Annotated in this window: 21 protein-coding genes; 7 read left to right on the top strand and 14 right to left on the bottom strand. The window is 73.4% G+C overall.

All coding sequences use genetic code 11. The annotated features are described in order from the left end of the window. Positions 1-39 precede the first annotated feature (39 nt). From ACFYU0_RS13050 to pdhA, 3 genes are read right to left on the bottom strand one after another with little or no spacing between them, the layout of a single operon-like run. Positions 40-1,374: a dihydrolipoamide acetyltransferase family protein gene (locus tag ACFYU0_RS13050; RefSeq protein ID WP_389300368.1), complete on the bottom strand. Its 1,335-nt coding sequence runs from the start codon at positions 1,372-1,374 to the stop codon at positions 40-42. Then, positions 1,374-2,378, bottom strand: coding sequence for an alpha-ketoacid dehydrogenase subunit beta (locus tag ACFYU0_RS13045; RefSeq protein ID WP_389300365.1), 1,005 nt, complete (start codon positions 2,376-2,378; stop codon positions 1,374-1,376). Before ACFYU0_RS13045 ends, ACFYU0_RS13050 begins: the two co-directional genes overlap by 1 nt. Next, positions 2,375-3,520 carry a pyruvate dehydrogenase (acetyl-transferring) E1 component subunit alpha gene (gene pdhA / locus ACFYU0_RS13040; RefSeq protein ID WP_389300363.1) on the bottom strand — a complete coding sequence of 382 codons (1,146 nt, stop codon included), beginning with the start codon at positions 3,518-3,520 and terminating at the stop codon, positions 2,375-2,377. Before pdhA ends, ACFYU0_RS13045 begins: the two co-directional genes overlap by 4 nt. A gap of 175 nt (positions 3,521-3,695) precedes the next feature. On the opposite strand from pdhA, the gene ACFYU0_RS13035 reads away from it, so the two are divergent. Then, positions 3,696-4,193: an Lrp/AsnC family transcriptional regulator gene (locus ACFYU0_RS13035; RefSeq protein ID WP_389300360.1), complete on the top strand. Its 498-nt coding sequence runs from the start codon at positions 3,696-3,698 to the stop codon at positions 4,191-4,193. 93 nt (positions 4,194-4,286) lie between these two features. On the opposite strand, the gene ACFYU0_RS13030 is transcribed toward ACFYU0_RS13035, so the two are convergent. Together ACFYU0_RS13030 and ACFYU0_RS13025 are read right to left on the bottom strand one after the other, a co-directional pair. Next, the gene (locus ACFYU0_RS13030) at positions 4,287-4,874 is read right to left on the bottom strand and encodes a TetR/AcrR family transcriptional regulator (RefSeq protein ID WP_351661983.1); all 588 of its coding nucleotides are present in this window, start codon (positions 4,872-4,874) and stop codon (positions 4,287-4,289) included. Then, positions 4,871-6,385, bottom strand: a complete 1,515-nt coding sequence (locus tag ACFYU0_RS13025; protein ID WP_389300357.1) for a 3-hydroxyacyl-CoA dehydrogenase — start codon at positions 6,383-6,385, stop codon at positions 4,871-4,873. The genes ACFYU0_RS13030 and ACFYU0_RS13025 overlap by 4 nt, the downstream gene beginning before the upstream one ends. A gap of 160 nt (positions 6,386-6,545) precedes the next feature. Here ACFYU0_RS13025 and paaN point away from each other — a divergent pair, with 160 nt between their 5' ends. Continuing rightward, positions 6,546-8,252, top strand: a complete 1,707-nt coding sequence (gene paaN, locus ACFYU0_RS13020; protein ID WP_351661977.1) for a phenylacetic acid degradation protein PaaN — start codon at positions 6,546-6,548, stop codon at positions 8,250-8,252. A 173-nt stretch (positions 8,253-8,425) separates the two neighbouring features. On the opposite strand, the gene ACFYU0_RS13015 is transcribed toward paaN, so the two are convergent. From ACFYU0_RS13015 to ACFYU0_RS13005, 3 genes are read right to left on the bottom strand one after another with little or no spacing between them, the layout of a single operon-like run. Then, a complete protein-coding gene (locus ACFYU0_RS13015; RefSeq protein WP_389300354.1) occupies positions 8,426-9,199 on the bottom strand; it encodes a TrmH family RNA methyltransferase in 774 nt (257 codons plus the stop codon). Then, a complete protein-coding gene (locus tag ACFYU0_RS13010) occupies positions 9,196-10,443 on the bottom strand; it encodes an HTTM domain-containing protein (RefSeq protein ID WP_389300351.1) in 1,248 nt (415 codons plus the stop codon). The genes ACFYU0_RS13015 and ACFYU0_RS13010 overlap by 4 nt, the downstream gene beginning before the upstream one ends. Next, positions 10,440-11,465, bottom strand: a complete 1,026-nt coding sequence (locus ACFYU0_RS13005) for a DUF5819 family protein (protein ID WP_389300348.1) — start codon at positions 11,463-11,465, stop codon at positions 10,440-10,442. The genes ACFYU0_RS13010 and ACFYU0_RS13005 overlap by 4 nt, the downstream gene beginning before the upstream one ends. Before the next feature lie 391 nt (positions 11,466-11,856). On the opposite strand from ACFYU0_RS13005, the gene paaA reads away from it, so the two are divergent. The 5 genes from paaA to ACFYU0_RS12980 are packed head-to-tail and all read left to right on the top strand — an operon-like array spanning position 11,857 to position 15,458. After that, a complete protein-coding gene (paaA, locus tag ACFYU0_RS13000; protein ID WP_351661965.1) occupies positions 11,857-12,876 on the top strand; it encodes a 1,2-phenylacetyl-CoA epoxidase subunit PaaA in 1,020 nt (339 codons plus the stop codon). Beyond that, positions 12,873-13,160 carry a 1,2-phenylacetyl-CoA epoxidase subunit PaaB gene (gene paaB, locus ACFYU0_RS12995; protein ID WP_199211248.1) on the top strand — a complete coding sequence of 96 codons (288 nt, stop codon included), beginning with the start codon at positions 12,873-12,875 and terminating at the stop codon, positions 13,158-13,160. Before paaA ends, paaB begins: the two co-directional genes overlap by 4 nt. Then, the gene (gene paaC, locus ACFYU0_RS12990; protein WP_389300343.1) at positions 13,157-13,876 is read left to right on the top strand and encodes a 1,2-phenylacetyl-CoA epoxidase subunit PaaC; all 720 of its coding nucleotides are present in this window, start codon (positions 13,157-13,159) and stop codon (positions 13,874-13,876) included. The genes paaB and paaC overlap by 4 nt, the downstream gene beginning before the upstream one ends. Then, complete coding sequence (gene paaD, locus ACFYU0_RS12985; RefSeq protein WP_351661958.1) at positions 13,870-14,394, top strand: 1,2-phenylacetyl-CoA epoxidase subunit PaaD; 525 nt, start codon at positions 13,870-13,872, stop codon at positions 14,392-14,394. The genes paaC and paaD overlap by 7 nt, the downstream gene beginning before the upstream one ends. After that, positions 14,394-15,458 (top strand): 2Fe-2S iron-sulfur cluster-binding protein, encoded by a 1,065-nt coding sequence (locus ACFYU0_RS12980; protein ID WP_389300340.1) that lies wholly within the window; start codon positions 14,394-14,396, stop codon positions 15,456-15,458. The genes paaD and ACFYU0_RS12980 overlap by 1 nt, the downstream gene beginning before the upstream one ends. A 314-nt stretch (positions 15,459-15,772) precedes the next feature. Here the strand turns inward: ACFYU0_RS12980 and ACFYU0_RS12975 are convergent, their stop codons facing one another. Genes ACFYU0_RS12975 through ACFYU0_RS12950 form a run of 6 tightly spaced genes read right to left on the bottom strand, consistent with a single transcriptional unit; the run spans position 15,773 to position 23,197 of the window. Next, a complete protein-coding gene (locus tag ACFYU0_RS12975; RefSeq protein ID WP_351662161.1) occupies positions 15,773-16,102 on the bottom strand; it encodes a rhodanese-like domain-containing protein in 330 nt (109 codons plus the stop codon). Positions 16,103-16,159: 57 nt separating this feature from the next. Next, positions 16,160-16,972, bottom strand: coding sequence for a hypothetical protein (locus ACFYU0_RS12970; protein WP_351661953.1), 813 nt, complete (start codon positions 16,970-16,972; stop codon positions 16,160-16,162). A gap of 49 nt (positions 16,973-17,021) precedes the next feature. Further along, positions 17,022-17,498: a hypothetical protein gene (locus ACFYU0_RS12965; protein WP_351661951.1), complete on the bottom strand. Its 477-nt coding sequence runs from the start codon at positions 17,496-17,498 to the stop codon at positions 17,022-17,024. Between the two features lie 13 nt (positions 17,499-17,511). Then, a complete protein-coding gene (locus ACFYU0_RS12960; RefSeq protein WP_389300891.1) occupies positions 17,512-18,957 on the bottom strand; it encodes a DUF2252 domain-containing protein in 1,446 nt (481 codons plus the stop codon). A 53-nt stretch (positions 18,958-19,010) separates the two neighbouring features. Beyond that, positions 19,011-22,172: a S41 family peptidase gene (locus ACFYU0_RS12955; RefSeq protein WP_389300336.1), complete on the bottom strand. Its 3,162-nt coding sequence runs from the start codon at positions 22,170-22,172 to the stop codon at positions 19,011-19,013. A gap of 5 nt (positions 22,173-22,177) precedes the next feature. Then, on the bottom strand, positions 22,178-23,197 hold the full coding sequence (locus tag ACFYU0_RS12950) for a hypothetical protein (protein ID WP_351661945.1): 1,020 nt from the start codon (positions 23,195-23,197) through the stop codon (positions 22,178-22,180). Positions 23,198-23,481 lie beyond the last annotated feature (284 nt).

Below are 23,481 nucleotides of genomic sequence, written 5' to 3'. Positions count from 1 at the left end.
GTATGTCCTCTCAGGTCCTCCTCATGGACCGGGCGTGGGTCACATGGTGCGCAGCAGCACCGCCGGCTGCTCCACGCAGTCCGCGACGTACCGCAGGAAGCCGCCCGCCGTGCCGCCGTCGCACACCCGGTGGTCGAAGGTGAGGGAGAGCTGCACGACCTGGCGCACGGCCAGTTCGCCCTCGTGCACCCACGGCTTGGGGACGATCCGGCCCACGCCGAGCATGGCCGCCTCGGGGTGGTTGATGATCGGGGTGGAGCCGTCGACACCGAAGACGCCGTAGTTGTTCAACGTGAAGGTGCCGCCGGTGAGTTCACCCGGGGTGAGCGTGCCGGTCCGGGCGGACTCGGTGAGCCGCGCGAACTCCGCGGTCAGCGACTCGGCGTCGCGCGCGTGGGCGTCCCGCACGACCGGGACGACCAGTCCCCGTTCGGTCTGCGCGGCGAACCCGAGGTGCACCTGCTCGAGCCGGACGACCTCGCGGGCCTCGGTGTCGACGTAGGAGTTCAGCTCCGGGTGCCGGGCGAGGGCGGCGGTGCAGATGCGGGCGAGGAGCGCCAGGAGCGAGATCTTCGGCCCTCCGACGGCGTTCATCGCGGCTCGCGCGCGCATCAGTTCCGTCGCGTCCGCGTCGACCCAGCAGGTGGCGTCGGGGATCTCCCGGCGGCTGCGGGAGAGCTTGTCGGCGACGGCGCCGCGGACGCCCTTGAGGGGAACGCGGATTCCGTCGCGGGCCGGTGCGCCCGGAGAGACCCGGGTGGCGGGCTCCGCCGTCCCGGGTACGGGTGCGGCCTTGGCGCGCAGGGCGTTCTCGACGTCGGCGCGCAGGATCAGCCCCTCGGGCCCCGAACCGGTCAGCTCCCGCAGGTCGAGACCGCCCTCCCGGGCGAGCCGGCGCACCAGCGGGGAGATCACGGGCACCGGGCCCTCGACGGGACCGGAGGCCGACGCGCTCCCGGAAGCGGCCTCGGGCGCGGGGGCGGGGGCGGGGGCGGGCGGTGTCCGAACGGCCTGCTTCGCGTGCCCGTTCGCGCCGGACGCGCGCACCCTGCGCCGCCGGGCCGGGGCCTCGGAGGTGCCGTAGCCGACCAGCACATTGCCCGAGCCGGCCTCCTCGCCGGTCGTCGCGGGGCCTACCGCGACCGTCAGCAGCGGTGCGCCGACGGGCAGTTCGGTCCCCTCCTCGCCGAAGCGCGCGGTGACCACGCCGCCGTAGGGGCAGGGGACCTCGACCATCGCCTTGGCCGTCTCGACCTCCACGACGGGCTGGTCGATGGCGACGACGTCGCCGACCCGCACCAGCCAGCGGACGATCTCCGCCTCGGTGAGACCCTCGCCGAGGTCGGGCAGCTTGAACTCCAGCACCTGTGCCATCAGCCCTCGGCCTCCCACTGCAGGCGGCCCACGGCGTCCAGGATGCGGTCGACACCGGGCAGGTGGTGCCGCTCCAGCATGGGCGGCGGATAGGGGAGGTCGAAGCCGGCCACCCGCAGCACCGGGGCCTCCAGGTGGTGGAAGCAGCGCTCGGTGACCCGGGCCGCGATCTCGCCGCCCGGGCCGCCGAACCCGGTCGACTCGTGCACGACGACGGCGCGTCCGGTGCGCCGCACCGCCGCGCAGACCGTCTCGTCGTCGAAGGGGACCAGGGAACGCAGGTCGAGGACCACGAGGTCCCAGCCCTCGGCCCGGGCGGCCTCGGCGGCCTCCAGGCAGACCGGCACGGACGGGCCGTAGGTGATGAGCGTCGCGCTGGTGCCGGGCCGCCGGACCACCGCACGCCCGATGGGCTCCACCTCCGTGGGCTGCTCGGGGTTCCAGGAGTCCTTCGACCAGTACAGCCGCTTGGGTTCCAGGAACACGACCGGGTCGTCGGAGGCGATGGCCTGGCGCAGCAGCCCGTAGGCGTCGGAGACCGTCGCCGGGGTGACGACGTGCAGGCCGGGAGTGGCCATGTAGTAGGCCTCGGAGGAGTCGCTGTGGTGCTCGACGCCGCCGATGCCGCCGCCGTAGGGCACCCGGACGGTGATCGGCAGGGGCATCCTGCCGCGCGTGCGGTTGCGCATCCGGGAGACATGGCTGATCAACTGCTCGAACGCCGGGTAGGCGAAGGCGTCGAACTGCATCTCCACCACCGGGCGCAGGCCGTACATGGCCATGCCGACGGCGGTGCCGAGGATGCCCGCCTCGGCGAGCGGGGTGTCGGTGCAGCGGTCCTCGCCGAACTCCTTGGCGAGCCCGTCGGTGACCCGGAAGACCCCGCCGAGGGTGCCGACGTCCTCGCCCAGGACGTGCACGCTGGGGTCGGCGGCCATCGCGTCGCGCATGGCGCGGGTGAGGGCCTGCGCCATGGTGGCGGGCTTGACGGCGACGGTGGTCATCGAAGGTCGCCTTCCTGGTCGTCCTGCTCGGCCTCGAGCTCGGCGCGCAGCTGGGCGCGCTGTTCGCGCAGTTGCGTGGTGGTCTCGGCGTAGACGTGGTCGAAGAGGTCCATGGGGTTGAGCTCGGGGTCCTGGTTCATGCGTTCCCGCAGGTCGGCAGCCATCTTCTCGGCGTCCTGCCGAGCGGCCTCGAGGCCGGCGTCGTCGATCAGGCCGCGCGCGGTGAGTTCCCGCTCCAGCAGCTTGACCGGGTCGTGCGCCCGCCAGGCCTCGACCTCCGAGTCACCGCGGTAACGGGTGGCGTCGTCGGCGTTGGTGTGCGCGTCGATGCGGTAGGTCACCGCCTCCACCAGGGTGGGTCCGCCGCCCGCGCGCGCCCGCCGTACGGCGTCGCTGAGGACCTCGTGCACGGCGGCCGCGTCGTTGCCGTCGACCAGCCGGCCCGGCATGCCGTAGCCGACGGCCTTGTGGGCCAGGGAGGGCGCCGCGGTCTGCTTGGCGAGCGGGACGGAGATGGCGAAGCCGTTGTTCTGCACCAGGAACACCACCGGCGCCTGCCAGACGGCGGCGAAGTTCAGGGCCTCGTGGAAGTCGCCCTCGCTGGTGCCGCCGTCGCCGACCATGGCCAGCGCGACCACGTCGTCGCCCTTGAGGCGGGCGGCGTGCGCGAGGCCGACGGCGTGCGGGAGCTGGGTGGCCAGCGGGGTGCTGAGCGGGGCCACCCGGTGGGTCCGGGGGTCGTAGCCGTTGTGCCAGTCGCCGCGCAGCAGCGTGAGCACCTCGACCGGGTCCACGCCCCGGGCGACGACGGCGAGGGTGTCGCGGTAACTGGGGAACAGCCAGTCGCGCTCCTCCAGGGCCAGGGCGGCGGCGACCTCGCAGGCCTCCTGGCCGGTGGTGGAGGGGTAGACGGCGAGGCGCCCCTGCTTGGTCAGCGCGGTGGCCTGGGTGTTGTAGCGGCGGCCGCGCACCAGCTGGGCGTACAGCCGGCGCAGCAGGTCCGGATCGGCCTTCGCGGCCGCCTCGGTGCCGAGGACGCGGTACGGCTCGGCGTCGGGCAGCAGCGGCGCGGGGTCCATGCGGGGCTGCCAGGCGGGCGGCGGCGATGGCCGGTACGCGCCTCGCTGCTCCATGACCGTCATGACGGCACCTCCTCGTGGGAGCGGCTACGGGAGGCGTGTCGGCTGTGACCCGCCTCACCTACCGATTGTTCGGTCGCCGGCACATTTTGGCTACAGGCCCCGGCAGGCTGTGGACAAACGGTTCTCCACAACCTGCAATGAATGCAGGACGTCCACGGCGGTGAAGCGGGGGGACATGGCAGCTGAACAAATGGCCGACGGGCCGCAGGACGGCGCCGTCCCGCCGGCCCGCCCGCTGGACGCGATCGACCAGGACATCCTGAAGATCCTGCAGGCGGACGGCCGCGCCTCCATACGGTCCGTCGCCGAACGCGTCCACGTCTCCCGGGCCAACGCCTACGCCCGCATCAACCGGTTGATCGACGACGGGGTGATCAGGGGGTTCAGCGCCCGGGTGGACCACGAACGGGCGGGTCACGGCACCTCCGCGTACATCACGCTGAAGATCGTCCAGAACACCTGGCGCACGGTCCGCGAACAGCTCAGGCAGCTGCCCGGCGCCTCGCACATCGCCCTGGTGGGCGGCGACTTCGACGTCCTGCTGCTGGTGCACACGCCGGACAACAGGACGCTCCGCGAGCTGGTGCTCACCCGGCTCCAGGCGATCCCGGAGGTGCTCAGCACCCGCACGCTGCTGGTGTTCGAGGAGGAGGACACCGAGCCGGAGGCCTGATCACCGGACGCGCGGGCGGCGGACCCGGGCTCGGAGCCGGAGGCAGGCGGGGGCGTGGCGCCGGGAGCGGCCCGGCGGGCTCGGGCCCGGAGATCAGGCCTGCCGCAGGCCCGAGAAGGCGAGCCGGACCACGGCGTCGGCCACCTCGCGGCCGCTGACGCCCCGGCTGTCGGGCCGGTACCACTCCACGATGGAGTTGATCATTCCGAAGACCAGACGGGTGGCCAGGCGCCCCTCCACGTCGGCGCGTACGTCCCCGTCGGCGGCCGCGGCCTTCAGCAGGGCGGCGACCCGGTGGTCGAAGTCGCGGCGCCGCTCCAGCGCCCAGCGCTCGGTCTCGGTGTTGCCGCGCACCCGCAGCAGCAGCGTCACGTACGGCAGCTCCGATATGAGCACCTCGACCATGCGCCGCACCACGTGCTCCAGCCGGTCGGCGGACCGCCCCACGCGCGCGGGCTCCTCCTCGAGGATCCCGAACAGTCCGTCCAGCGCCCTGCTGACGGCCCGCCGCAGCAGCTCCTCCTTGCCGCTGACGTGGTGGTAGATCGACGACTTGGAGATGCCGGCGGCCCGGGACAGGTGCTCCATGGAGGTGCCGTCGTAACCGCGCTCGTTGAAGACCTGCACGGCGACCGAGAGCAGCGTCTCGGGGGTGTACGTGTCGCGCTTGGCGGTGGTCATGGGGTGCCCTCCCGCTTGTCGGTGGCGTACGCGTGACGGTAGAGCGCGAGGGACGGCGCGTAACGGCCGGAGGGGTCGCGCAGGTGCAGGTCGTCCAGGAGGTCGTAGGCCCAGCCGCGGCCGAGCCTGCGGCTCCACTCGAAGGGGCCCAGCGGGTAGTTGACGCCCAGGCGCATCGCCGTGTCGATGTCCTCCTCGGTGGCCACGCCCTTGGCGACGGCGTCGTGGGCGAGGTCCACGATCCGGGCGACCGTACGGGCGACGATCATGCCGGGGACGTCGCCGATGACGCTGACGTCCTTGCCGAGCGCCTGGAAGAGGCCGGTGGCCTCGGCCAGGGTCGCCGGCGAGGTGTCCTGGGAGGCGGACAGGGCGATGCGGGTGGCCCGGCGGTAGTCGAGGGCGAGGTCGAAGTAGACGACGTCGCGGAACTCCACGGAGGTCTGGCCGTCGGCGAGCACCAGCTGGCCGCCGCTCGGCAGCACCAGGCGGGTGCCGTGGTCCTCGTCCTCCTCGCGGACCTGGATGCCCGCCTCGCGGATCATGGTGAGCAGCTCGGCAGCGGGGCCGAGTCCGCCCTCCGCGGTGACGTGGGCGGGCGGCTGCCGCTTCTCGGCGGTGTGCGGCTCGGGGCGCTCGGCGCCCTCGGCGTAGTCGTACCAGCCGTGCCCCGCCTTGCGGCCGAGGCGGCCGGACTCCACCAGGCGGCGCTGGGCGAGGGAGGGCGCGAAGCGGACGTCCTGGAAGAAGGACTGCCACACCGAGTGGGTGACGGACTCGTTGACGTCCTGCCCGATCAGGTCGGTCAGCTCGAACGCGCCCATCCGGAAGCCGCCGCTCTCACGCAGGACGGCGTCGATGGTGGCGGGGTCGGCCGCCTGGGCCTCGTACACCGCGAACGCCTCGGCGTAGAACGGCCGGGCGATGCGGTTGACGATGAAACCGGGGGTGTCCGCGCACGCCACCGGGATCTTGCCCCAGGCACGCGCGGTCTCGTACGCGCGCGTGGCCGACGTGACGTCGGTGGCGAACCCGGAGACGACCTCGACCAGCGGCAGCAGCGGGGCCGGGTTGAAGAAGTGCAGGCCCAGGAAACGGCCCGGGTTGCGCAGGGCGCCGCCGATGGCCGTCACCGACAGGGAGGAGGTGTTGGTGGCGAGCAGGCAGTCCTCGGAGACGATGTCCTCCAGCTCGCCGAAGAGCCGCTGCTTGACCTCCAGCCGCTCCAGGACCGCCTCCACGACCAGCGCGCAGTCGGCCAGCTCGGCAAGGCTCTCGGCTGGGGTCAGCCGGGCACGGGCCGCGTCCCGCTCGGCGGCGGTGAGCCGGTCCTTCTCCACGAGCCGGTCGAGGCGGGCGCCGATCGCGTCGGCCGCCTCCCGGGCCCGCCCGGGCAGGGCGTCGTGGAGCCGCACGGGGTGGCCGGCCACCAGCGCGACCTGGGCGATGCCCTGGCCCATGGTGCCGGTGCCGACGACGGCCACGGGGCTGCTGAGGTCGAGTGCTGTCATGTGCGCGATCCTCCCGCACGGGGTTGTCCACAGATGCGGCAGGCCCCCTTGTCCCGACCGATCGTTCGGTTACTCTAGCCCTGTCCGCCCGTTCCTGCCTCTGTTTCCGCCCAGGTCATGAACTCGAGGAAGAGTTCCTGAGACGAGGAGTTGGTCCCGCATGGCCGCCGAACTGACCGCGCACGACCTGATCGCCAGGCACCGGCCCACGCTGGACCAGGCCCTGGAAGCGATCCGCACGCGCGCGTACTGGTCCCCGCACCCCGAGCACCCCAAGGCGTACGGGGAGCAGGGCAGCCTGGACGCGGCGGCCGGCAAGGCCGCCTTCGACGCCGTCCTCGGCACCCGCATCGACCTCGGCCAGCCCGGCACGGACGACTGGGTCGGCGGCGAGGTCTCGCCCTACGGCATCGAGCTCGGCGTGACCTACCCGCACGCCGACCCCGACGTGCTGCTGCCGGCGATGAAGGCCGGACAGCGCGCCTGGCGCGACGCGGGCGCGGAGACGCGCGCGGTGGTCTGCCTGGAGATCCTCAAGCGGATCAGCGACCGGACGCACGAGTTCGCGCACGCGGTCATGCACACCAGCGGGCAGGCCTTCATGATGGCGCTCCAGGCGGGCGGCCCGCACGCCCAGGACCGCGGCCTGGAAGCGGTGGCGTACGCGTACGTGGAGCAGGTCCGCACCCCCGACGCCGCCGAGTGGACCAAGCCGCAGGGCAAGCGCGACCCGCTCGCGCTGACCAAGCGGTTCACGCCCGTCCCGCGCGGCATCGGCCTGGTCATCGGCTGCAACACCTTCCCGACCTGGAACGGCTACCCGGGTCTGTTCGCCTCGCTGGCCACCGGCAACGCGGTCCTGGTCAAGCCGCACCCGCACGCGGTCCTGCCGCTCGCGCTGACCGTGCGGATCGCGCGGGAGGTGCTCACCGAGGCCGGATTCGACCCGAACCTCGTGGCACTGGCCGCCGAGCGCCCCGGCGAGGGCATCGCCAAGACCCTCGCCACCCGCCCCGAGATCCGCATCATCGACTACACGGGGTCGACGTCCTTCGGCGACTGGCTGGAGGCCAACGCCCGCCAGGCGCAGGTCTACACGGAGAAGGCCGGCGTCAACACGGTCGTCGTGGAGTCCACCGACGACTACAAGGGCATGCTCTCCAACCTGGCCTTCTCGCTGTCCCTGTACAGCGGCCAGATGTGCACGACCCCGCAGAACCTGCTGATCCCGCGGGACGGCATCCGCACCGACCAGGGCCACAAGACCTTCGACGAGGTGACCGCCGACCTCGCCCGCGCCGTCGACGGCCTGCTCGGCGACGACGCCCGGGCGAACGCACTGCTGGGCGCGATCGTCAACCCGGACGTGAAGGCCCGACTGGAGGCGGCCGCCGGCCTCGGCGAGGTCGCCCTGGCCTCCCGGGAGATCACCAACCCGGACTTCCCGGGCGCGGTGGTCCGCACCCCGGTGATCGTCAAGCTGGACGGCGCGCGGAAGTTCTGGGAAGGGACGGAGGACGAGGCCGCCTACATGAGCGAGTGCTTCGGCCCCGTCTCCTTCGCCGTCGCGGTCGACTCGGTGGCCGACGCTGTGGAGCTGCTGCGCCGCACCGTCCGCGAGAAGGGCGCGATGACGGTCGGCGCGTACACCACCGACCCGGAGGCCGAGCGGGCCATTGAGGAGGTCTGCCTGGAGGAGGCCGCCCAGCTGTCGCTCAACCTGACCGGTGGGGTGTACGTCAACCAGACGGCCGCCTTCTCCGACTTCCACGGCTCGGGCGGCAACCCGGCGGCGAACGCGGCCCTCACCGACGGCGCGTTCGTGGCCAACCGCTTCCGGGTGGTGGAGGTCCGCCGCGAGGCCTAGGTCGTGTCCGCAAAGTCGCGTCGTTCGCCCGCAGGGCGGGCGTCGCGGCGTCCGGTGCGTGCTCTCGGCGTGCCGGCCGGATGCCCTCGTACTGGGTGTACTCGGGCTTTCGGCCGGTGCGGCGAGAGTGCGTGCCGGGCGTCGCGACGCAGACGCGACTTTGCGGACACGGCCTAGGACTCCGTGACCACCGGGGGCGCCGTCGCCGCGCCCCCGGTGGCACTCCAGTGGTACAGCGTCATGGCCACACTGGTGGCCAGGTTGTAACTGGAGACCTGCGGGCGCATCGGCAGCGCCAGCAGACGGTCGGCCCGCTCGCGCACCTCCGGCGACAGGCCGCTGCGCTCCGAGCCGAAGGCCAGCACGGCGTCGTCGGGCAGCGTGACGCCCCGGATGTCCTCGCCCTCCGGGTCGAGGGCGAACAGCGGCCCGGCGGGGAGCTCGTCTACGCCGAGCCGCTCCACCGCCGTCGCGAAGTGCAGCCCCGCACCGCCGCGCACCACGGTGGGATGCCAGGGGTCGAGCGTGCCCGTGGTGACCACCCCGGCCGCCCCGAAACCGGCGGCCAGCCGGATCACGGCGCCCGCGTTGCCGAGGTTGCGCGGGTTGTCGAGGACCACGACGGGCGCCGGGCGGGGCGTACGGGCCAGCGAGCGCAGATTGGCCTCCCGGGACGGCCGCACGGCCAGCGCCGCCACCCCGGTGGGATGGGGCCGGGGCATAAGCGAGGCGTACGTCGCCTGGGGCACCTCGGTCAGCAGCTCGTCCAGGGTGTCCCTGACGTCCCCGGCCAGCTCCTCGGCGAGTGCGAGGGCCGCCCGTCGGTCGGTGGTGACCGCCACCGGGACCCGGGCGCCGAAGCGCAGCGCGTGCTTGAGGGCGTGGAAGCCGTCCAGCAGCACGGCGGTACCGGCGCTCGCACGCCAGCCGGCCAGGGGATCGGTCATGCGCTGAACCCTACGCGGCCGGGCGCGGGCTCCTCGGCCGGCGCCGGGTCGCTCTCCCCGGAGGCGCGCGGCCCCGGCAGCACGGTGTCCCCGTCCCGGCCGCGCCGCACCATCCGCTCGCGCGCGCGTGCCGCCCAGCCGCCGATCAGCAGCAGTACGGACGTCGGCAGGAAGACGGCGTCCGCCGTGATCATGGCCAGCGAGAAGAACGGCAGCCCGAGGACGACCGCGATCACCGCGTGCTCGAGCATCATCAGCACCAGCAGGACGTTCTTCACCCGCCGGTTGAACAGCGTGAACGGGAAGGCGACCTGCACCATGACCGTGCCGTAGGTGACGACCATCATGATCGTGCCGCTGGAGGACATCAGGTCGGCCAGGGCCGGCCAGGGCGAGAAGTAGTCCAGGTGGAGCGGGTAGTAGACGGCGGTGCCGTCCTGCCAGCGGGAGCCCTGGATCTTGTACCAGCCGGCCGTCGCGTAGATCAGGCAGGCCTCCGCCATGATCACGAACAGGGCGGCGTTGTGCAGCACGTTGGCGATCACGTCCAGCAGGATCCGCGGCTCCTCGGACCTCGCCCAACGCCGTACCGCCGCCCACAGGCCGAGCACGGCCCAGACCGTCCACAGCAGCGACGGCACCAGCCAGCCGTTGTCGAACAGCAGGCCCGTCAGCGTCACACCGGCGAGCACCAGGCCCAGCACCGCCCACAGCACCGGCCCCAGCCGGTCGGGGCGGACCCGCTCCCCACGCGCGCGTGCCGCGGCCTCGCGGTGCGCCCGCCGGGCGTCGAGCGACCACACCTGACCGCAGCGGGTGAACACCAGGTAGAAGGCCATCAGATGCAGGACGTTGTCGCCGCCGTCGCCCATGAAGACACTGCGGTTCTGCAGGGACAGCACGCCCACCATGAACAGCACGGAGGCGGTCCGGGTGCGCCAGCCGAGCAGCAGCGCCGCCGTGGCGAGGATCGCCAGCACGTAGAAGATCTCGAACCAGGCGCCCGCGCCGGACCACCTCAGGGCCGTGAAGGCGTGGTTCTCGTCGGTGAGCTGCCGGCCGAGGTCCCAGCCCCAGGGGCCGTCGGGCCCGTACATCTCCCGGCGATGGGGGAACTCACGCAGCAGGAACAGCAGCCAGGTTGCGGAGAAGCCGATGCGGATCACGGCGCTCTGGTACCGGCCGAGCGCCGACTCGGTGACGCGGGCGATGCCCCGCGAGAGCGTCAGGGAAAGACCGTTCACGCCACACCTCCCGCGGCCTCGTCGGCGGTCACGGTCCACCAGGGCAGTACGCGGTAGACGGGCTTGCTGGAGAACCGTTCTCGGCTCCACACGGGCGGCTGCACATTGGTGGTGCGGGATCGGACCTGCACGCGCTGGACCACTCCCTCGCGGCCGATCGCGTCCTCCTTGTTCAGGCGCATCGTCACGATCCGGCGCATGTAGGTCTCGGACAGCGCGCCCCGCAGGCCCACCGGCCGGTTGTCCGTGCCGTGCGTGGCGACGAGGAAGTCCCAGGCGCGGCGCAGCTCGTTCTGCTGGGTGTGGCTCGGCAGCAGGTTGCCGTCGATCGCGGCGCCGTCGCGCGCGGAGAGGTCCCGCCAGCCGGTGGTCCGCAGGTCACCGTCCTTCGTCCGCACCTCGGCGCGGACCTGCACGGCTATGTTCTGCTGCAACGGATTGGGGGCGAACAGCTTCCAGTTCTGCTCGAACTCCGGGTACACCCAGTCCTCGATCGCCTTGCCGTGCTGCTTGGTCACCGTGTTCGCGGGCGCGAGGCTCAGGAACACCATCCCCAGGTGCACGCAGGCGGTGACGGCGACGGCCGCGAGCGCCACCGCCGCTGCGAACTGGTAACGGGGGGAGAGGGCGGCGACGCCGGTACGGGGCGGAGCGGTCGGGGCCACCGCCTGCTCGGCGTCGGCGTCGAGGTCCGGGGCCGCGAGCGGCCGCCCGGCCGGATGCGGGCCGACGGCCGAGGACTCGTCCGCGTCCTTGCCCACGGCCGGCTCGTCGCCCACCGCGTCGTCGGCCGGCTCGCCTTCCCTGCCTTCGGCCGGCTTCGTCTCCATACCTTCGGCAGGCTTCCCCTCCGCGCCTTGGGCAGGTGACTCGTCCGCGGCCGCACCGGTGCCCGAGGGGCCACTGGCCTGCCCGTCGGCGCCCGGCGGCTCGTGGCCGAGTGCGCCGTCGTCCGGGAGACGCGCCCCCTTCGACCCGTCCGGCCCCCGCCGGTCGTGCGAGTCCTCGTCGTACGCGTCCATTCCGCCCCGATCCCCGATTTCCGCCGACGTCGTACGGCCGCCCGCCACAGGCGCCGCATGGTTCACGGGCGCCACCGCTCGGCGCCCGCACGGAACGGTACTCAGCCGCGCCCGCTGGGCGCAGCCCCGGGGAACCATCGGAGGCCGTGGCCATCACCACGTCGTCCGTGCGGGTCCGCCGTGGAACCTGCCCGGGACCGTCCGGCCACCTGCGCGGGGACCTCGCCCGGAAGGGGCACCCGGCGTCGTCCGGCACGTCGTCCACAGGACGTCGGCGGGGTTTTCCACAGCGGTTGACAGCGGCACCGGCCCGGCACACCATTGATTCCGCACGGACCGAACGATCGGTCGGGACAGTGTTCACAGCAGAGCCCGAGGTCAGGGGGACCGCATGGCCACAGCAGCCGCGCACCGCACGGCACGCACAGACGCCGTCGGCGCACCGGACGCCGCCGGAGCACCGGCGGAGTTCCAGCACGCCTTCGACGCGGCCGTGGCCGCCGACGAACGCATCGAGCCCCGCGACTGGATGCCGGACGCCTACCGCGCGACGCTCGTCCGGCAGATCGCCCAGCACGCGCACTCCGAGATCATCGGCATGCAGCCGGAGGCCAACTGGATCACCCGCGCGCCTTCGCTGCGCCGCAAGGCGATCCTCATGGCCAAGGTCCAGGACGAGGCGGGCCACGGTCTGTACCTCTACAGCGCGGCCGAGACCCTCGGCGCCAGCCGTGACGAACTGCTCGACAAGCTGCACAGCGGTCGCCAGAAGTACTCGTCGATCTTCAACTACCCCACCCTGACCTGGGCCGACGTCGGCGCCATCGGCTGGCTGGTGGACGGCGCCGCCATCACCAACCAGGTGCCCCTGTGCCGCTGCTCCTACGGGCCGTACGCCCGCGCGATGGTGCGCGTCTGCAAGGAGGAGTCCTTCCACCAGCGGCAGGGCTACGAACTGCTGCTGGCGCTCAGCAACGGCACCCCCGAGCAGCACGCCATGGCCCAGGACGCGGTGGACCGCTGGTGGTGGCCGTCCCTGATGATGTTCGGCCCGCCGGACGACGCCTCCCAGCACTCGGCCCAGTCCATGGAGTGGAAGATCAAGCGCCACTCCAACGACGAGCTGCGTCAGCGCTTCGTCGACATCTGCGTGCCCCAGGCCGAATCCCTCGGCCTCACCCTCCCCGACCCGGACCTGCGCTGGAACGAGGAGCGGGGACACCACGACTTCGGCGCCATCGACTGGACCGAGTTCTGGGACGTGCTCAAGGGCAACGGCCCCTGCAACGAACAGCGCATCACCCAGCGCAGGCGCGCACACGAAGAGGGCGCGTGGGTGCGCGAGGCGGCCGCGGCGTACGCGGCCAAGCACACCGGCAGCACCGGCGGAACGGGAGAGACACGAGGATGACCGACACCGACTGGCCCCTGTGGGAGGTCTTCGTGCGCTCCCGCCGCGGCCTCTCCCACACCCACGCCGGCAGCCTGCACGCGCCCGACGCCGAGCTGGCCCTGCGCAACGCCCGCGACCTGTACACCCGGCGCGGCGAGGGCGTCTCGATCTGGGTCGTGCCCGCCACCGCGATCACCGCGTCCTCCCCCGACGAGAAGGACCCGTTCTTCGAGCCGGCCGCCGACAAGCCCTACCGGCACCCGACCTTCTACGAGATCCCGGAAGGGGTGAAGCACCTGTGACCGCCACCGTCCCCGCCACCGCCGCGCTCGCCCTCGGCGACGACGCCCTGGTGCTCTCCCACCGCCTGGGGGAGTGGGCCGGGCACGCCCCCGTCCTGGAGGAGGAGGTCGCCCTCGCCAACATCGCCCTCGATCTGCTCGGCCAGGCCCGCGTCCTGCTGTCCATGGCCGGTGACGAGGACGAGCTCGCCTATCTGCGCGAGGAGCGGGCGTTCACCAACCTCCAGCTCGTCGAGCAGCCGAACGGCGACTTCGCCCACACCATCGCCCGCCAGCTGTACTTCTCCACCTACCAGCAGCTGCTCTACGGCGAGCTGGCCGCCTCCGGCGGGCCGTTCGCGCCGCTGGCGGCCAAGGCCGTCAAGGAGGTCGCCTACCACCGCGACCACGCCGAGCAGTGGACCCTGCGACTCGGCGACGGCACCGACGACAGCCACGCACGGATGCGGCGCGCGTGCGACGCGCTGTGGCGGTTCACCGGTGAGATGTTCCAGCCGGTCGAGGGCCTGGACGCCGACTGGGCGGCCATGGAGGAGCACTGGCTCCGTTCCGTCGCGGACGTACTGGGCCGGGCCACCCTGACCGTGCCAGAAGGACCCCGCACCGGCGCCTGGGCGGCGGGCGCGGGCCGGCAGGGCCTGCACACCGAGTCGTTCGGGCGGATGCTCGCCGAGATGCAGCACCTGCACCGCAGCCACCCGGGGGCGTCATGGTGACGGCCACCGCGCTGGAGGCGGAACTGCTGGAGCTGGCCGGTTCGGTGCCCGACCCCGAACTGCCCGTGCTCACACTCCAGGACCTGGGGGTCGTGCGCGCGGTCCACGTCCGCGGCACCGACACGGTCGAGGTCGACCTCACCCCGACCTACACCGGCTGCCCCGCCATCGAGGCGATGAGCCTGGACATCGAGCGGGTGCTGCGCGAGCACGGCATGCGCGAGGTCTCCGTCCGCACCGTGCTCAGCCCCGCCTGGACGACCGACGACATCACCGCCGAGGGCCGCCGCAAGCTGGAGGAGTTCGGCATAGCTCCCCCACGCGCGGGTCGTGACCCCGGCCCGGTGACGCTGTCCCTCGGTCCGACGAGAACCGAGGAGGACGCCGAGCCCGTCCGCTGCCCGCACTGCGGATCGGCCGAGACGGAGCTGCTGAGCCGGTTCTCCTCCACCGCGTGCAAGGCGCTGCGCCGCTGCCTGTCCTGCCGCGAACCGTTCGACCACTTCAAGGAGTTGTGATGGCGCGCTTCCACCCGCTCCCGGTGGCCGCGGTCGACCGGCTCACCGACGACGCGGTCGCGCTCACCCTCACCGTCCCGCCCGAGCTGCGCGAGGAGTACCGGCACGCGCCCGGCCAGCACCTCGCCCTGCGGCGGCGCGCGGACGGCGTCGAGATCCGGCGGACGTACTCGATCTGCTCCGCGGCCCCCGACCCGGCCGGCGAGGGCCCGAGCACACTGCGGGTGGGGGTGCGCCTCGTCGAGGGCGGCGCCTTCTCCACGTACGCGCTGAAGGAGATCAACGTCGGCGACGAGCTCGAGGTGATGACTCCCGCCGGGCGCTTCACGCTGGAACCGGCGCCGGGCCTGTACGCCGCGGTGGTCGGCGGCAGCGGCATCACTCCCGTGCTGTCGATCGTCTCCACCCTGCTGGCACGCGAACCGGAGGCCCGGTTCTGCCTGATACGCGGGGACCGCACGGCCGCCTCGACGATGTTCCTGGAAGAGGTCGCGGACCTGAAGGACCGCTACCCGGAGCGGCTGCAGCTGGTCACCGCGCTCTCCCGGGAGGAGCAGCAGGCGGGTCTGCCGTCCGGCCGTCTCGACCGGGAACGGCTCGCGGGACTGCTCCCCGTGCTGCTGCCGGTGGAGCGGGTGGCGGGCTGGTTCCTGTGCGGGCCCTACGGTCTGGTCGACGGCGCGGAGCGAGCGCTGCGCGAGCTGGGCGTGGACCGGGCCCGGATCCACCAGGAGATCTTCCACGTGGACGGGGGATCGGCCCCGGCGGCCGGCACCCCGGTTCCCGCGCACAGCACCGTCACCGCCCGGCTCGACGGACGCGGCGGCACCTGGCCGGTGCAGGACGGCGAGTCGCTGCTGGACACGGTGCTGCGCAACCGGCCCGACGCGCCCTACGCCTGCAAGGGCGGCGTATGCGGGACCTGCCGGGCCTTCCTGGTCGCGGGCGAGGTGCGCATGGACCGCAACTTCGCCCTGGAGGAGGAGGAGACCGAAGCCGGTTACGTGCTGGCCTGCCAGTCGCATCCGGTGACGGAGAAGGTGGAGCTGGACTTCGACCGCTGAATCAGCCAGTGCCGGCGGGCTCAGAGGGAATCACGCCCGGCACACGAGAAAGACCCGGCCGCCCGTAGGCAGCCCCCAACCCTGCCGACCGGTCGGCCTGGCTCGGCCCGGCCGCTCGGGGCCGCCCGAGCCTGACCGGACCACTCGCGGCCGTTGCCGTCCCCAGCCTGGCCGGGCCACGTCAGGCAGGTACGGGGTGGCCGGGCAAGGCCAGGCCACCCCGTACCCGGCGAGGCCGGGCCGAGCCGGTCACCAGGATCGGTCGGGCCGAGCCAACCACCAGGATCGGCCGGCCCGACCCGGGTCACCGCAGCTCAGACGACCGCGCCCGGTGCTCCCGCGTCGGTGACCACGGGGCGGCCGGCGGCCTGCCAGACCTGCATGCCGCCGTCGACGTTCACCGCGTCGACGCCCTGCTGGATCAGGTACATCGTGACCTGTGCCGACCGCCCTCCGGACCGGCAGATCACGTGCACCCTGCCGTCCTGCGGGGCGGCCTCGGTCAGCTCGCCGTACCGGGCCACGAACTCGCTCATGGGGATGTGCAGCGCGCCGTCGGCGTGACCGGCCTGCCACTCCTCGTCCTCGCGGACGTCCAGCAGGAAGTCGTCGTCCTTGAGGTCCGTGACCCCGACGGTGGGCACTCCAGCTCCAAAACTCATGCCCCCGACGCTACCGGACGGACCGGCGGCCCGGCCGGGTCAGCCCTGGGCCAGCAGGTCCGCCAGTTCCGACTCCCGCTGCTCGATGTCGGCGCGCAGCCGGCCGGCGATCTCGTCGAGCAGGCCGTCCGGGTCGTCCGGGGCCAGGCGCAGCATGCCGGCGATGGCGCCCTCCTCGAGCTCGCGGGCGACCAGCGTGAGCAGCTCCTTGCGCTGGGCGAGCCACTCCAGGCGGGCGTACAGCTCGTCGGCGGGGCTCGGCCGGCGCTCGGACGGCACCGGACCCGCCGCCCACTCGTCGGCCAGCTCCCTGAGAAGCGCCTCGTCGCCGCGGGCGTAGGCGGCGTTGACGCGGCTGATGAACTCCTCGCGCCGCTGCTGCTCCTCTTCCTCCTGGGCGAGGTCGGGGTGGGCCTTGCGGGCCAGCTCGCGGTAGAGCTTGCGGGCCTCCTCGCTGGGCCGCACCCGCTGGGGAGGGCGTACCGCCTGGTCGGTGAGCATGGCGGTGGCCTCCGGGAACAGGCCGTGGCCGTCCATCCAGCCGTGCATCAGCTCCTCGACGCCTGGGATCGGCAGCACATGCGCCCGGGCCTCCTCGGCGCGGCGGATGTCCTCCGGATCCCCGGTGCGGGCGGCCTTCGCCTCGGCGATCTCCGCGTCCAGGTGCTCGATGCGCAGGTAGAGCGGACCGAGCTTCTGCTCGTGCAGCCGGGAGAAGTTGTCGACCTCGACGCGGAACGTCTCCACGGCGATCTCGTACTCGATCAACGCCTGCTCGGCTGCCCGTACGGCCTTTTCCAGCCGTTCCTCGGGCCGCGGTGCCTGGGACTGCTCAGCTTCCGGGGTCGTCACCCGACCAGCGTAGGCCACGGCCGGAACCCGGCGGCGCGCATGGCGCGGTTCACGCGCGCGGCACCGCGTCGGGGCAGTCGGCCGGTACCCATTCGGCCACCAGGTCCCGGCAGGCGACCACCAGGGTGCCCGGGCGGCAGGCCAGCTCGTGGGTGCAGCCGCCCGGGCCCGGGAGGATCTCGTCGAGGATCACATCGCCGAGCGAGGCGGGGTCGCAGCTGCCCAGGACGTCGGACTGGAAACGGGAGACGCCGGTGTAGCGGACGAGGAGGTCCTCGTCGTGCTTGAAGCAGTTGTGCCGGAAGCGGATCTCGACGTCCCCGCCCCCGCCGCGGCGCACCCGCGACGGCCGCAGGTCCTTCACACAGCGTCTGCCGCCGAAGTCGTAGTGCCCGGGGTCGGTGGCGAACGCGCGTGCGCCCGGCGGCAGTTCGGCCGCGAGGGCGGGCAGTCGCTCGAGGTAGGGGCGGGGGTCGATGAGCCCGGCCTCCTCCCCCTCGCCGTCATTCAGCTCGACGTACTTCACCGCGCCACCCCCGTCACACGCCCGTCTCGGCCGCGATCCGCCCGGCGCGCACTCCCGCCACCAGCTCACCGTGGTCCGCCTCGGTGCGGTCGGCGTAGGCGACGGCGAAGGCGGCGATCGCCTCGTCCAGCTCCTCGTTCTTGCCGCAGTAGCCGGCGATCAGGCGCGGGTCGGCGCTGTGGGAGTGGGCGCGGGCCAGCAGGGCGCCGGTCATGCGGCCGTAGTCGTCGACCTGGTCGGCGGCGAGCGCGGCCGGGTCGACGCTTCCCTTGCGGTTGCGGAACTGGCGCACCTGGAAGCCGCGCCCTTCCACCGTCGTCCAGCCGAGCAGGATGTCGCTGACCACCTGCATCCGCTTCTGGCCGAGCACCACCCGGCGGCCCTCGTGCTCCACCGCCGGCGCCTGGAAGCCGGCCGCGGCCAGGTGCGGGACGAGCGCCGACGGACGCGCCTCCTTCACCTGGAGCACCAGCGGCTCCCCGCGGTGGTCCAGCAGCAGCACCACGTAGGAGCGCGTGCCCACGCTGCCGGTGCCGACCACCCGGAAGGCCACGTCGTGCACCGCGTGCCGGGCGAGCAGCGGCAGCCGGTCCTCGGAGAGGGTCGCCGCGTACGGCTCCAGGGCGGCGGCCACCGCGGCCGCCTCGGCGTCCGGGACCCGGCGCAGCACCGGCGGCGCGTCGACGAAGCGCCGTCCGCCGGACTCCGTCTCCTCCGTCGACCTGGCCGCGAACCGGCCGCTGGTGTTGGCCCGCGCCTTCTCCGAGACCCGCTCCAGCGTGCCGAGCAGGTCGTGGGCGTCGGTGTGGGAGACCAGTTCCTCGTCCGCGATGGCGTTCCAGGCGTCCAGGACGGGCAGTTCGGCCAGCAGCCGCATGGTGCGTCGGTAGGCGCCCACCGCGTCACGGGCGGCGTCCCGGCAGGTGTCCTCGTCGGCGCCCGCCTCCCGGCCGGCCAGCACCAGGGAGGCGGCGAGCCGCTTCAGGTCCCACTCCCAGGGGCCGTGCACCGTCTCGTCGAAGTCGTTGAGGTCGATGACCAGGCGGCCGCGGGCGTCCCCGTACAGACCGAAGTTGGCCGCGTGCGCGTCACCGCATATCTGGGCGCCGATGCGGGTCATCGGCGTGCGGGCCAGGTCGTACGCCATGAGGCCGGCGGAGCCGCGCAGGAAGGCGAACGGGGTCGCCGCCATCCTGCCCACCCGTATCGGCGTCAGCTCGGGGATGCGGCCGGCGTTGGAGTCCGTCACCGCGGTGACCGCGTCCGGGCGGCCGGCGTCCAGGTCGAGGACACGGTGCGCGTCGCGCGGGACTGCGGCCCGCAGCGCCTTGCCCTGCTTCTTGGGCGAGCCCTGCGGCGGCCACTGGGCGAAGCCACGCACCCGCGGCAGCCGTGGCGCCGGCACCGCCCCCTCCGCCGTCTCCGCACCGGTTCCCGTCACCAGGACCGCCTCCCCCACCGCACGCTCGAACGTCAACTCGTGCAGACCGTACAGCCGTCGGCCGGAACGCGTCAGACCCCGGTCCCGCCCGGCCGGCCGGCCGCGGGCCCCAGCCGGTCCAGCAGATGGCCGACGGCCGCGTCGAGCTGCGGGTCGCCGGCGGACGCTGGGGCGCCCGGAGGGACCACCACCTCGATGTCGGGTTCCACGCCGTGGTTCTCCAGCCCGCCGCCGACGCCGTCGAAGACGTACTTGAACTCCGGCTGGGTGGTCACCGTGCCGTCCACCAGGGGATGGCGGGCCCAGGTGGCGATCACCCCGCCCCAGGTGCGGCGCCCGACGAGGGTGCCGAGCCCCAGCGCCCGGAACGTGTGACCGAAGATCTCCCCGTCGGAGCCGGTCTGCTCGTTGACCAGCAGCACCATCGGCCCGCCCGGCGACTCCGCCGGGTACGGCCGCTCCCCGCTCCAGCGGCCGTGCTCGGCGCCGAGCCGGTACCGCGCGAGCCGCTCAAGGAGCAGCGGGGAGATGTGCCCACCGGTGTTGAAGCGCACGTCGAGGACCAGGCCCGGGCGGTCCATCTCGACCGTGAAGCCCCGGACGAACTCCGCGTATCCGGCCGCGAACATGTCGGGCACGTGGACGTACCCGAGCCGTCCGGCGGACGCCCCGTGGACATGCCTGCGGTTGGCCTCGACCCAGTCGCGGTAGCGGGCGGGCAGCTCGCTCTCGGCGGCCCGTACGCAGACCCTGCGGGGCTCCCCGTCGCCGCGGCGCACGGACAGCTCCACCTCGTGGCCCGCCAGTCCCACCAGCAGCTCGCCAGGGCCCTGGGGACCGACCGGCCGGCCGTTGACGGCCACGACCGCGTCCCCCGGGCGGATGTCCACGCCCGGCCGGTTGCACGGTGAGGTGGCCGCCGGATTCCACGGATCACCGGTGAGCACGGCGCCCACCCGCCAGGCCTTGCTGTCCTGGGGGTCCCAGTCGACGCCCAGGAAGCCCTGCGCGTGCCGGGCCGCCTCGCGGTAGTCGCCGCCGCGCTCGTAGGCGTGGGAGGTGCCCAGCTCTCCCTGCAACTCCCAGATCAGGTCCGACAGTTCCGACCGGGTCGCCACCCGGTCGACCAGCGGCAGATAGCGGTCGTACACCGCGTCCCAGTCCGTCCCGGCCATGCCGTCGTGCCAGAAGTTCTCCCGCTGGAGCCGCCACGTCTCGCGGAACATCTGCCGCCACTCGCCGCCGGGCCGCAGCGGCACCCGCAGCCGGTCCAGGTCGACCCAGCCGGTGGCGCGTGAGCACTTGGCCTCCACCGAGTCGTTGTCGTCCTCGATCTCCAGCGGCGCCCCGGCCCGCAGCACCCGCAACCGGTTGCCGCAGCGGTACACCAGCGTGTCGGCTTCGGCACGCACATGCAGGTCGTCGACCTGGATCAGGCACTCGGTGCGGGTGATCCGCTCCAGGTCCACCAGGCAGACCTGGCCGCCGGTCTCGAGCTCGGGGTGCAGCGGGTCGGCGGCGGTCAGCGGCACCGACCACAGCAGTGCCTTGCCGTGCAGGCCGAGAACGGAGATGTAGCGGGACTCCGGCACCGGGAAGGGCACCACGCGCCGCTCGATGCCCTCCAGGTCGACCACGAGCTCCCCGGGCTGCTCCTCGGCGCCCGGCAGTGCGCCGCCGGGCAGTTCGGGTCCGGGCACGAACGGCGCCGGGTCGCCCTCCCGCAGGACCACCGCGTACGGCAGGGTGCTGAACGGGAAGCCGACGCCGGCCTGGAGCTGGTCGTACTCGGGCGTGACGGCGCGCTGCCCGATGAAGTACAGGTACCGGCCGCCGGGGTCGAACGACGGCCGCATGTCGCGCAGCACCGGGCTGGTGATCCGCCGGGTCGTCCCCGTGACGGGGTCCGCGAGGCGGATGGCGGAGGTGCGGGCGTCCTCAGGGCAGGTGTACGCGAGCCAGCGGCCGTCCGGTGACCAGGCGAGGTCCTCGATGCGGTCGTACGGGGTGTGGTCCAGCGGCCGCAGCTCGGCGGTCGCGGTGTCCACGACGTACAGCCGCTGGCGGTTGGTGGCGAAGGCGACCAGGTCCGAGCCGGGCGCCGGGGCCAGTTCGGTCACCTGGCCCAGGTCGCCGACGGCCAGGTCGGTCCGGGTGCCGTCCTCGGTGTCGAGGACCACCAGCCGCTCGTGCGGTCCCTCGTCGGCCGCCACGGCGATCAGCCGGCGGCCGTCGTGCAGCCAGTCGAGGAGCCGGTGGCGCACTCCGTCGGCCTCGCCGTGCTGGCGCACCGGTCCGGACCAGTGCGGGAAGGTGAACGCCTTGCCGCGGGAGGTCACCGCGAGGGCGCTGCCGTCGGGGCTGAGCCGCACGCCGTCCAGGTGCTGCACGCCCGGGACCAGCCGGCGCCCGCGCTGCTCCCGGGAGCCGCCGAGCCGGACGTCCAGCGGGCGCGGCCCGCCGCCGGCGGCCGGGTCCAGCAGGTACAGCCGCCCCGCGCTGTGGTAGACCAGCCGCTCGCCGTCGCCGCGGAGGTTGCGGACGTAGAAGTCGCGGTGTCCGGTGTGGCGGGTGAGGTCCGTGCCGTCCGGCAGGCACGAGTAGACGTTGCCGACCGACTCGTGGTCGGAGACGAAGAAGACCCGGCCGCCGGTCCAGCACGGGTGGGCGGGGTTGCCGGGCAGCGAGATCAGCGGGCGGAACTCCACCGCGCCCACGTCCCGGATCCACAGCTCGCCCGCCGCGCCGCCCCGGTAGCGCTTCCAGCGCGCCGGGTCGGTCGCGTTGCGGCACAGCACGACCGCGCCGTCGGGGCCGTCGGTGCAGGCCGTGGCCGGGCCGTACGGCAGCAGCCGCGGCGGGCCGCCGTCGGGGTGCACGGCGAACAGCCGGTGCCCGAAACCGGGCGGCTGGTCGGCGGTGCTCGCGTAGCGGATCTCGCCGGTGGCCCGGTCCCAGCCGGCGGGCAGGCAGGCCGCCGCCTGGTGGGTGAGCCGGCGCGCGGGCCCGCCGGAAGCGGGCATGACGTACATCTCGGTGGGGCCGTCCCCGGACCCGACGAAGGCGATCGCGGCGCCGTCCGGGGACAGCAGCGGCCGGGTGGCCTCCGCCCCCTGGGCGGTGAGCCGTACGGCGGCGCCGCCCGCGGCGTCCACCCGCCACAGGTCGTCCTCGCAGGCGAAGACGACGGTGTCGCCCGCGATGCTGGGAAAACGCGGATATCCCTCGGTCACGGCCGCTACGCCCCCTCGATCGTCAGCCGCCGGGCGGCCTGCACGCCGGCCTGGAAACGGCTGGTGGAGTCGAGGCTGCGCAGCAGGGCGGCGATGTGCCGGCGGCAGGTGCGCACGGACATGCCGAGCTTGCGGGCGACGACCTCGTCGGTGTGGCCCTGGGCCATCAGCCGGGCGATGTCCTGCTGGAGGTCGTCGGCCACGTCCGCGTAGCCGGGACCCTCGGGCTCGAACGGGGCGGCCCCGTCCCAGAGCTGGTCGAGCAGGTCGCCGAGGAACCGGACCACGTTGTCCTCGCGGACCCGCCAGGCGACCGGCTCGCCCTCCTCCGTCTCCCCGAATACCAACGCGAGCGACCGGTCGAAGACGACGGCGGTCTGGGACAGCCGGGTCACCGTGCGCACGTCGGCGCCCTCTTCGATCAGCCGCAGCGCCTTGGCCCGGCCGGCGAAGTCCGCGCGGCTGCGGTGCGTGCACAGGGCCCGTACGGCGACTCCGCGGCCGGTCAGCCCGGCGCAGGTCTCCAGGAAGCCGTCGAGCGGGTCGCCCGGCTCCTGCCGGGAGCGCAGCACCAGCACCTCACGCTGGCACACGTCGGCCATGAGTTTGAGCAGTCCGCGGATCTCCGCGAGCCCGAACAGCCGGTCGATGGAGCCCACGGGCAGCTGGGCCGGCTGCGGTTCGGGCCGGACCATGTGGTCCAGCCGGTCGCGGAGCTGGTCGATGAAGTCCCGCCGGGCGAAGATCTCGCGCTCGATCGGGGAGATCAGCAGCGCGGAGGCGCGCCGGGGGTCGACCGGCACCAGCCGTCCGTCGTCGAACGGATCGGTGCGCAGCAGGCCCAGCTCGACCAGGTGGGCGGCGGCCGCACCGACGTCGGGCACGTCCATGCCGAGCTCCTCGGCCGTGGACCGGACCGATTCCAGGCCCCCTTGCTGAACGGTGTGGCAGTACACACCGATGACGTGCTCGTCCAGCGCCGATGGCGGTCCGAACCGCGTGTGCACGCTCGCCGACGTCACCATGGACTCCCCTCTTCCCGCAAGTCCCGCCCATCCGTTGACGTGCTGCGTGGGCTCGCGGCCATGGTGCGCGCGACGGCCATCGCCGCCCTGTCGCGCCGCCCACCGTCCGCCGTGCCGACCGGTCGGAGCGGGACGGACGTATGCCGACAAGCGATGGCGAACCGGGCGCTTCGGGGGGCAAGGCGGCGATAGACCGGCGATAGACCGCCGAAAGAGCCCGCTTCTACCTTTCCTCGGTGCGGTGACAGGCGGGGAGGACGGCCCGGACAGCGCCGACCCGCGCA

This window comes from Streptomyces sp. NPDC003720 (assembly GCF_042875075.1).
GTDB lineage: Bacteria > Actinomycetota > Actinomycetes > Streptomycetales > Streptomycetaceae > Streptomyces.
This window is presented reverse-complemented; position numbering and strand designations above follow the sequence as displayed.

Coding starts and splice junctions, on each gene's coding strand:
- ACFYU0_RS13050 (WP_389300368.1), bottom strand. CDS start 1,374: ATGGCACAGGTGCTGGAGTTCAAGCTGCCCGACCTCGGCGAGGGTCTC.
- ACFYU0_RS13045 (WP_389300365.1), bottom strand. CDS start 2,378: ATGACCACCGTCGCCGTCAAGCCCGCCACCATGGCGCAGGCCCTCACC.
- pdhA (WP_389300363.1), bottom strand. CDS start 3,520: ATGACGGTCATGGAGCAGCGAGGCGCGTACCGGCCATCGCCGCCGCCC.
- ACFYU0_RS13035 (WP_389300360.1), top strand. CDS start 3,696: ATGGCAGCTGAACAAATGGCCGACGGGCCGCAGGACGGCGCCGTCCCG.
- ACFYU0_RS13030 (WP_351661983.1), bottom strand. CDS start 4,874: ATGACCACCGCCAAGCGCGACACGTACACCCCCGAGACGCTGCTCTCG.
- ACFYU0_RS13025 (WP_389300357.1), bottom strand. CDS start 6,385: ATGACAGCACTCGACCTCAGCAGCCCCGTGGCCGTCGTCGGCACCGGC.
- paaN (WP_351661977.1), top strand. CDS start 6,546: ATGGCCGCCGAACTGACCGCGCACGACCTGATCGCCAGGCACCGGCCC.
- ACFYU0_RS13015 (WP_389300354.1), bottom strand. CDS start 9,199: ATGACCGATCCCCTGGCCGGCTGGCGTGCGAGCGCCGGTACCGCCGTG.
- ACFYU0_RS13005 (WP_389300348.1), bottom strand. CDS start 11,465: ATGGACGCGTACGACGAGGACTCGCACGACCGGCGGGGGCCGGACGGG.
- paaA (WP_351661965.1), top strand. CDS start 11,857: ATGGCCACAGCAGCCGCGCACCGCACGGCACGCACAGACGCCGTCGGC.
- paaB (WP_199211248.1), top strand. CDS start 12,873: ATGACCGACACCGACTGGCCCCTGTGGGAGGTCTTCGTGCGCTCCCGC.
- paaD (WP_351661958.1), top strand. CDS start 13,870: ATGGTGACGGCCACCGCGCTGGAGGCGGAACTGCTGGAGCTGGCCGGT.
- ACFYU0_RS12980 (WP_389300340.1), top strand. CDS start 14,394: ATGGCGCGCTTCCACCCGCTCCCGGTGGCCGCGGTCGACCGGCTCACC.
- ACFYU0_RS12950 (WP_351661945.1), bottom strand. CDS start 23,197: ATGGTGACGTCGGCGAGCGTGCACACGCGGTTCGGACCGCCATCGGCG.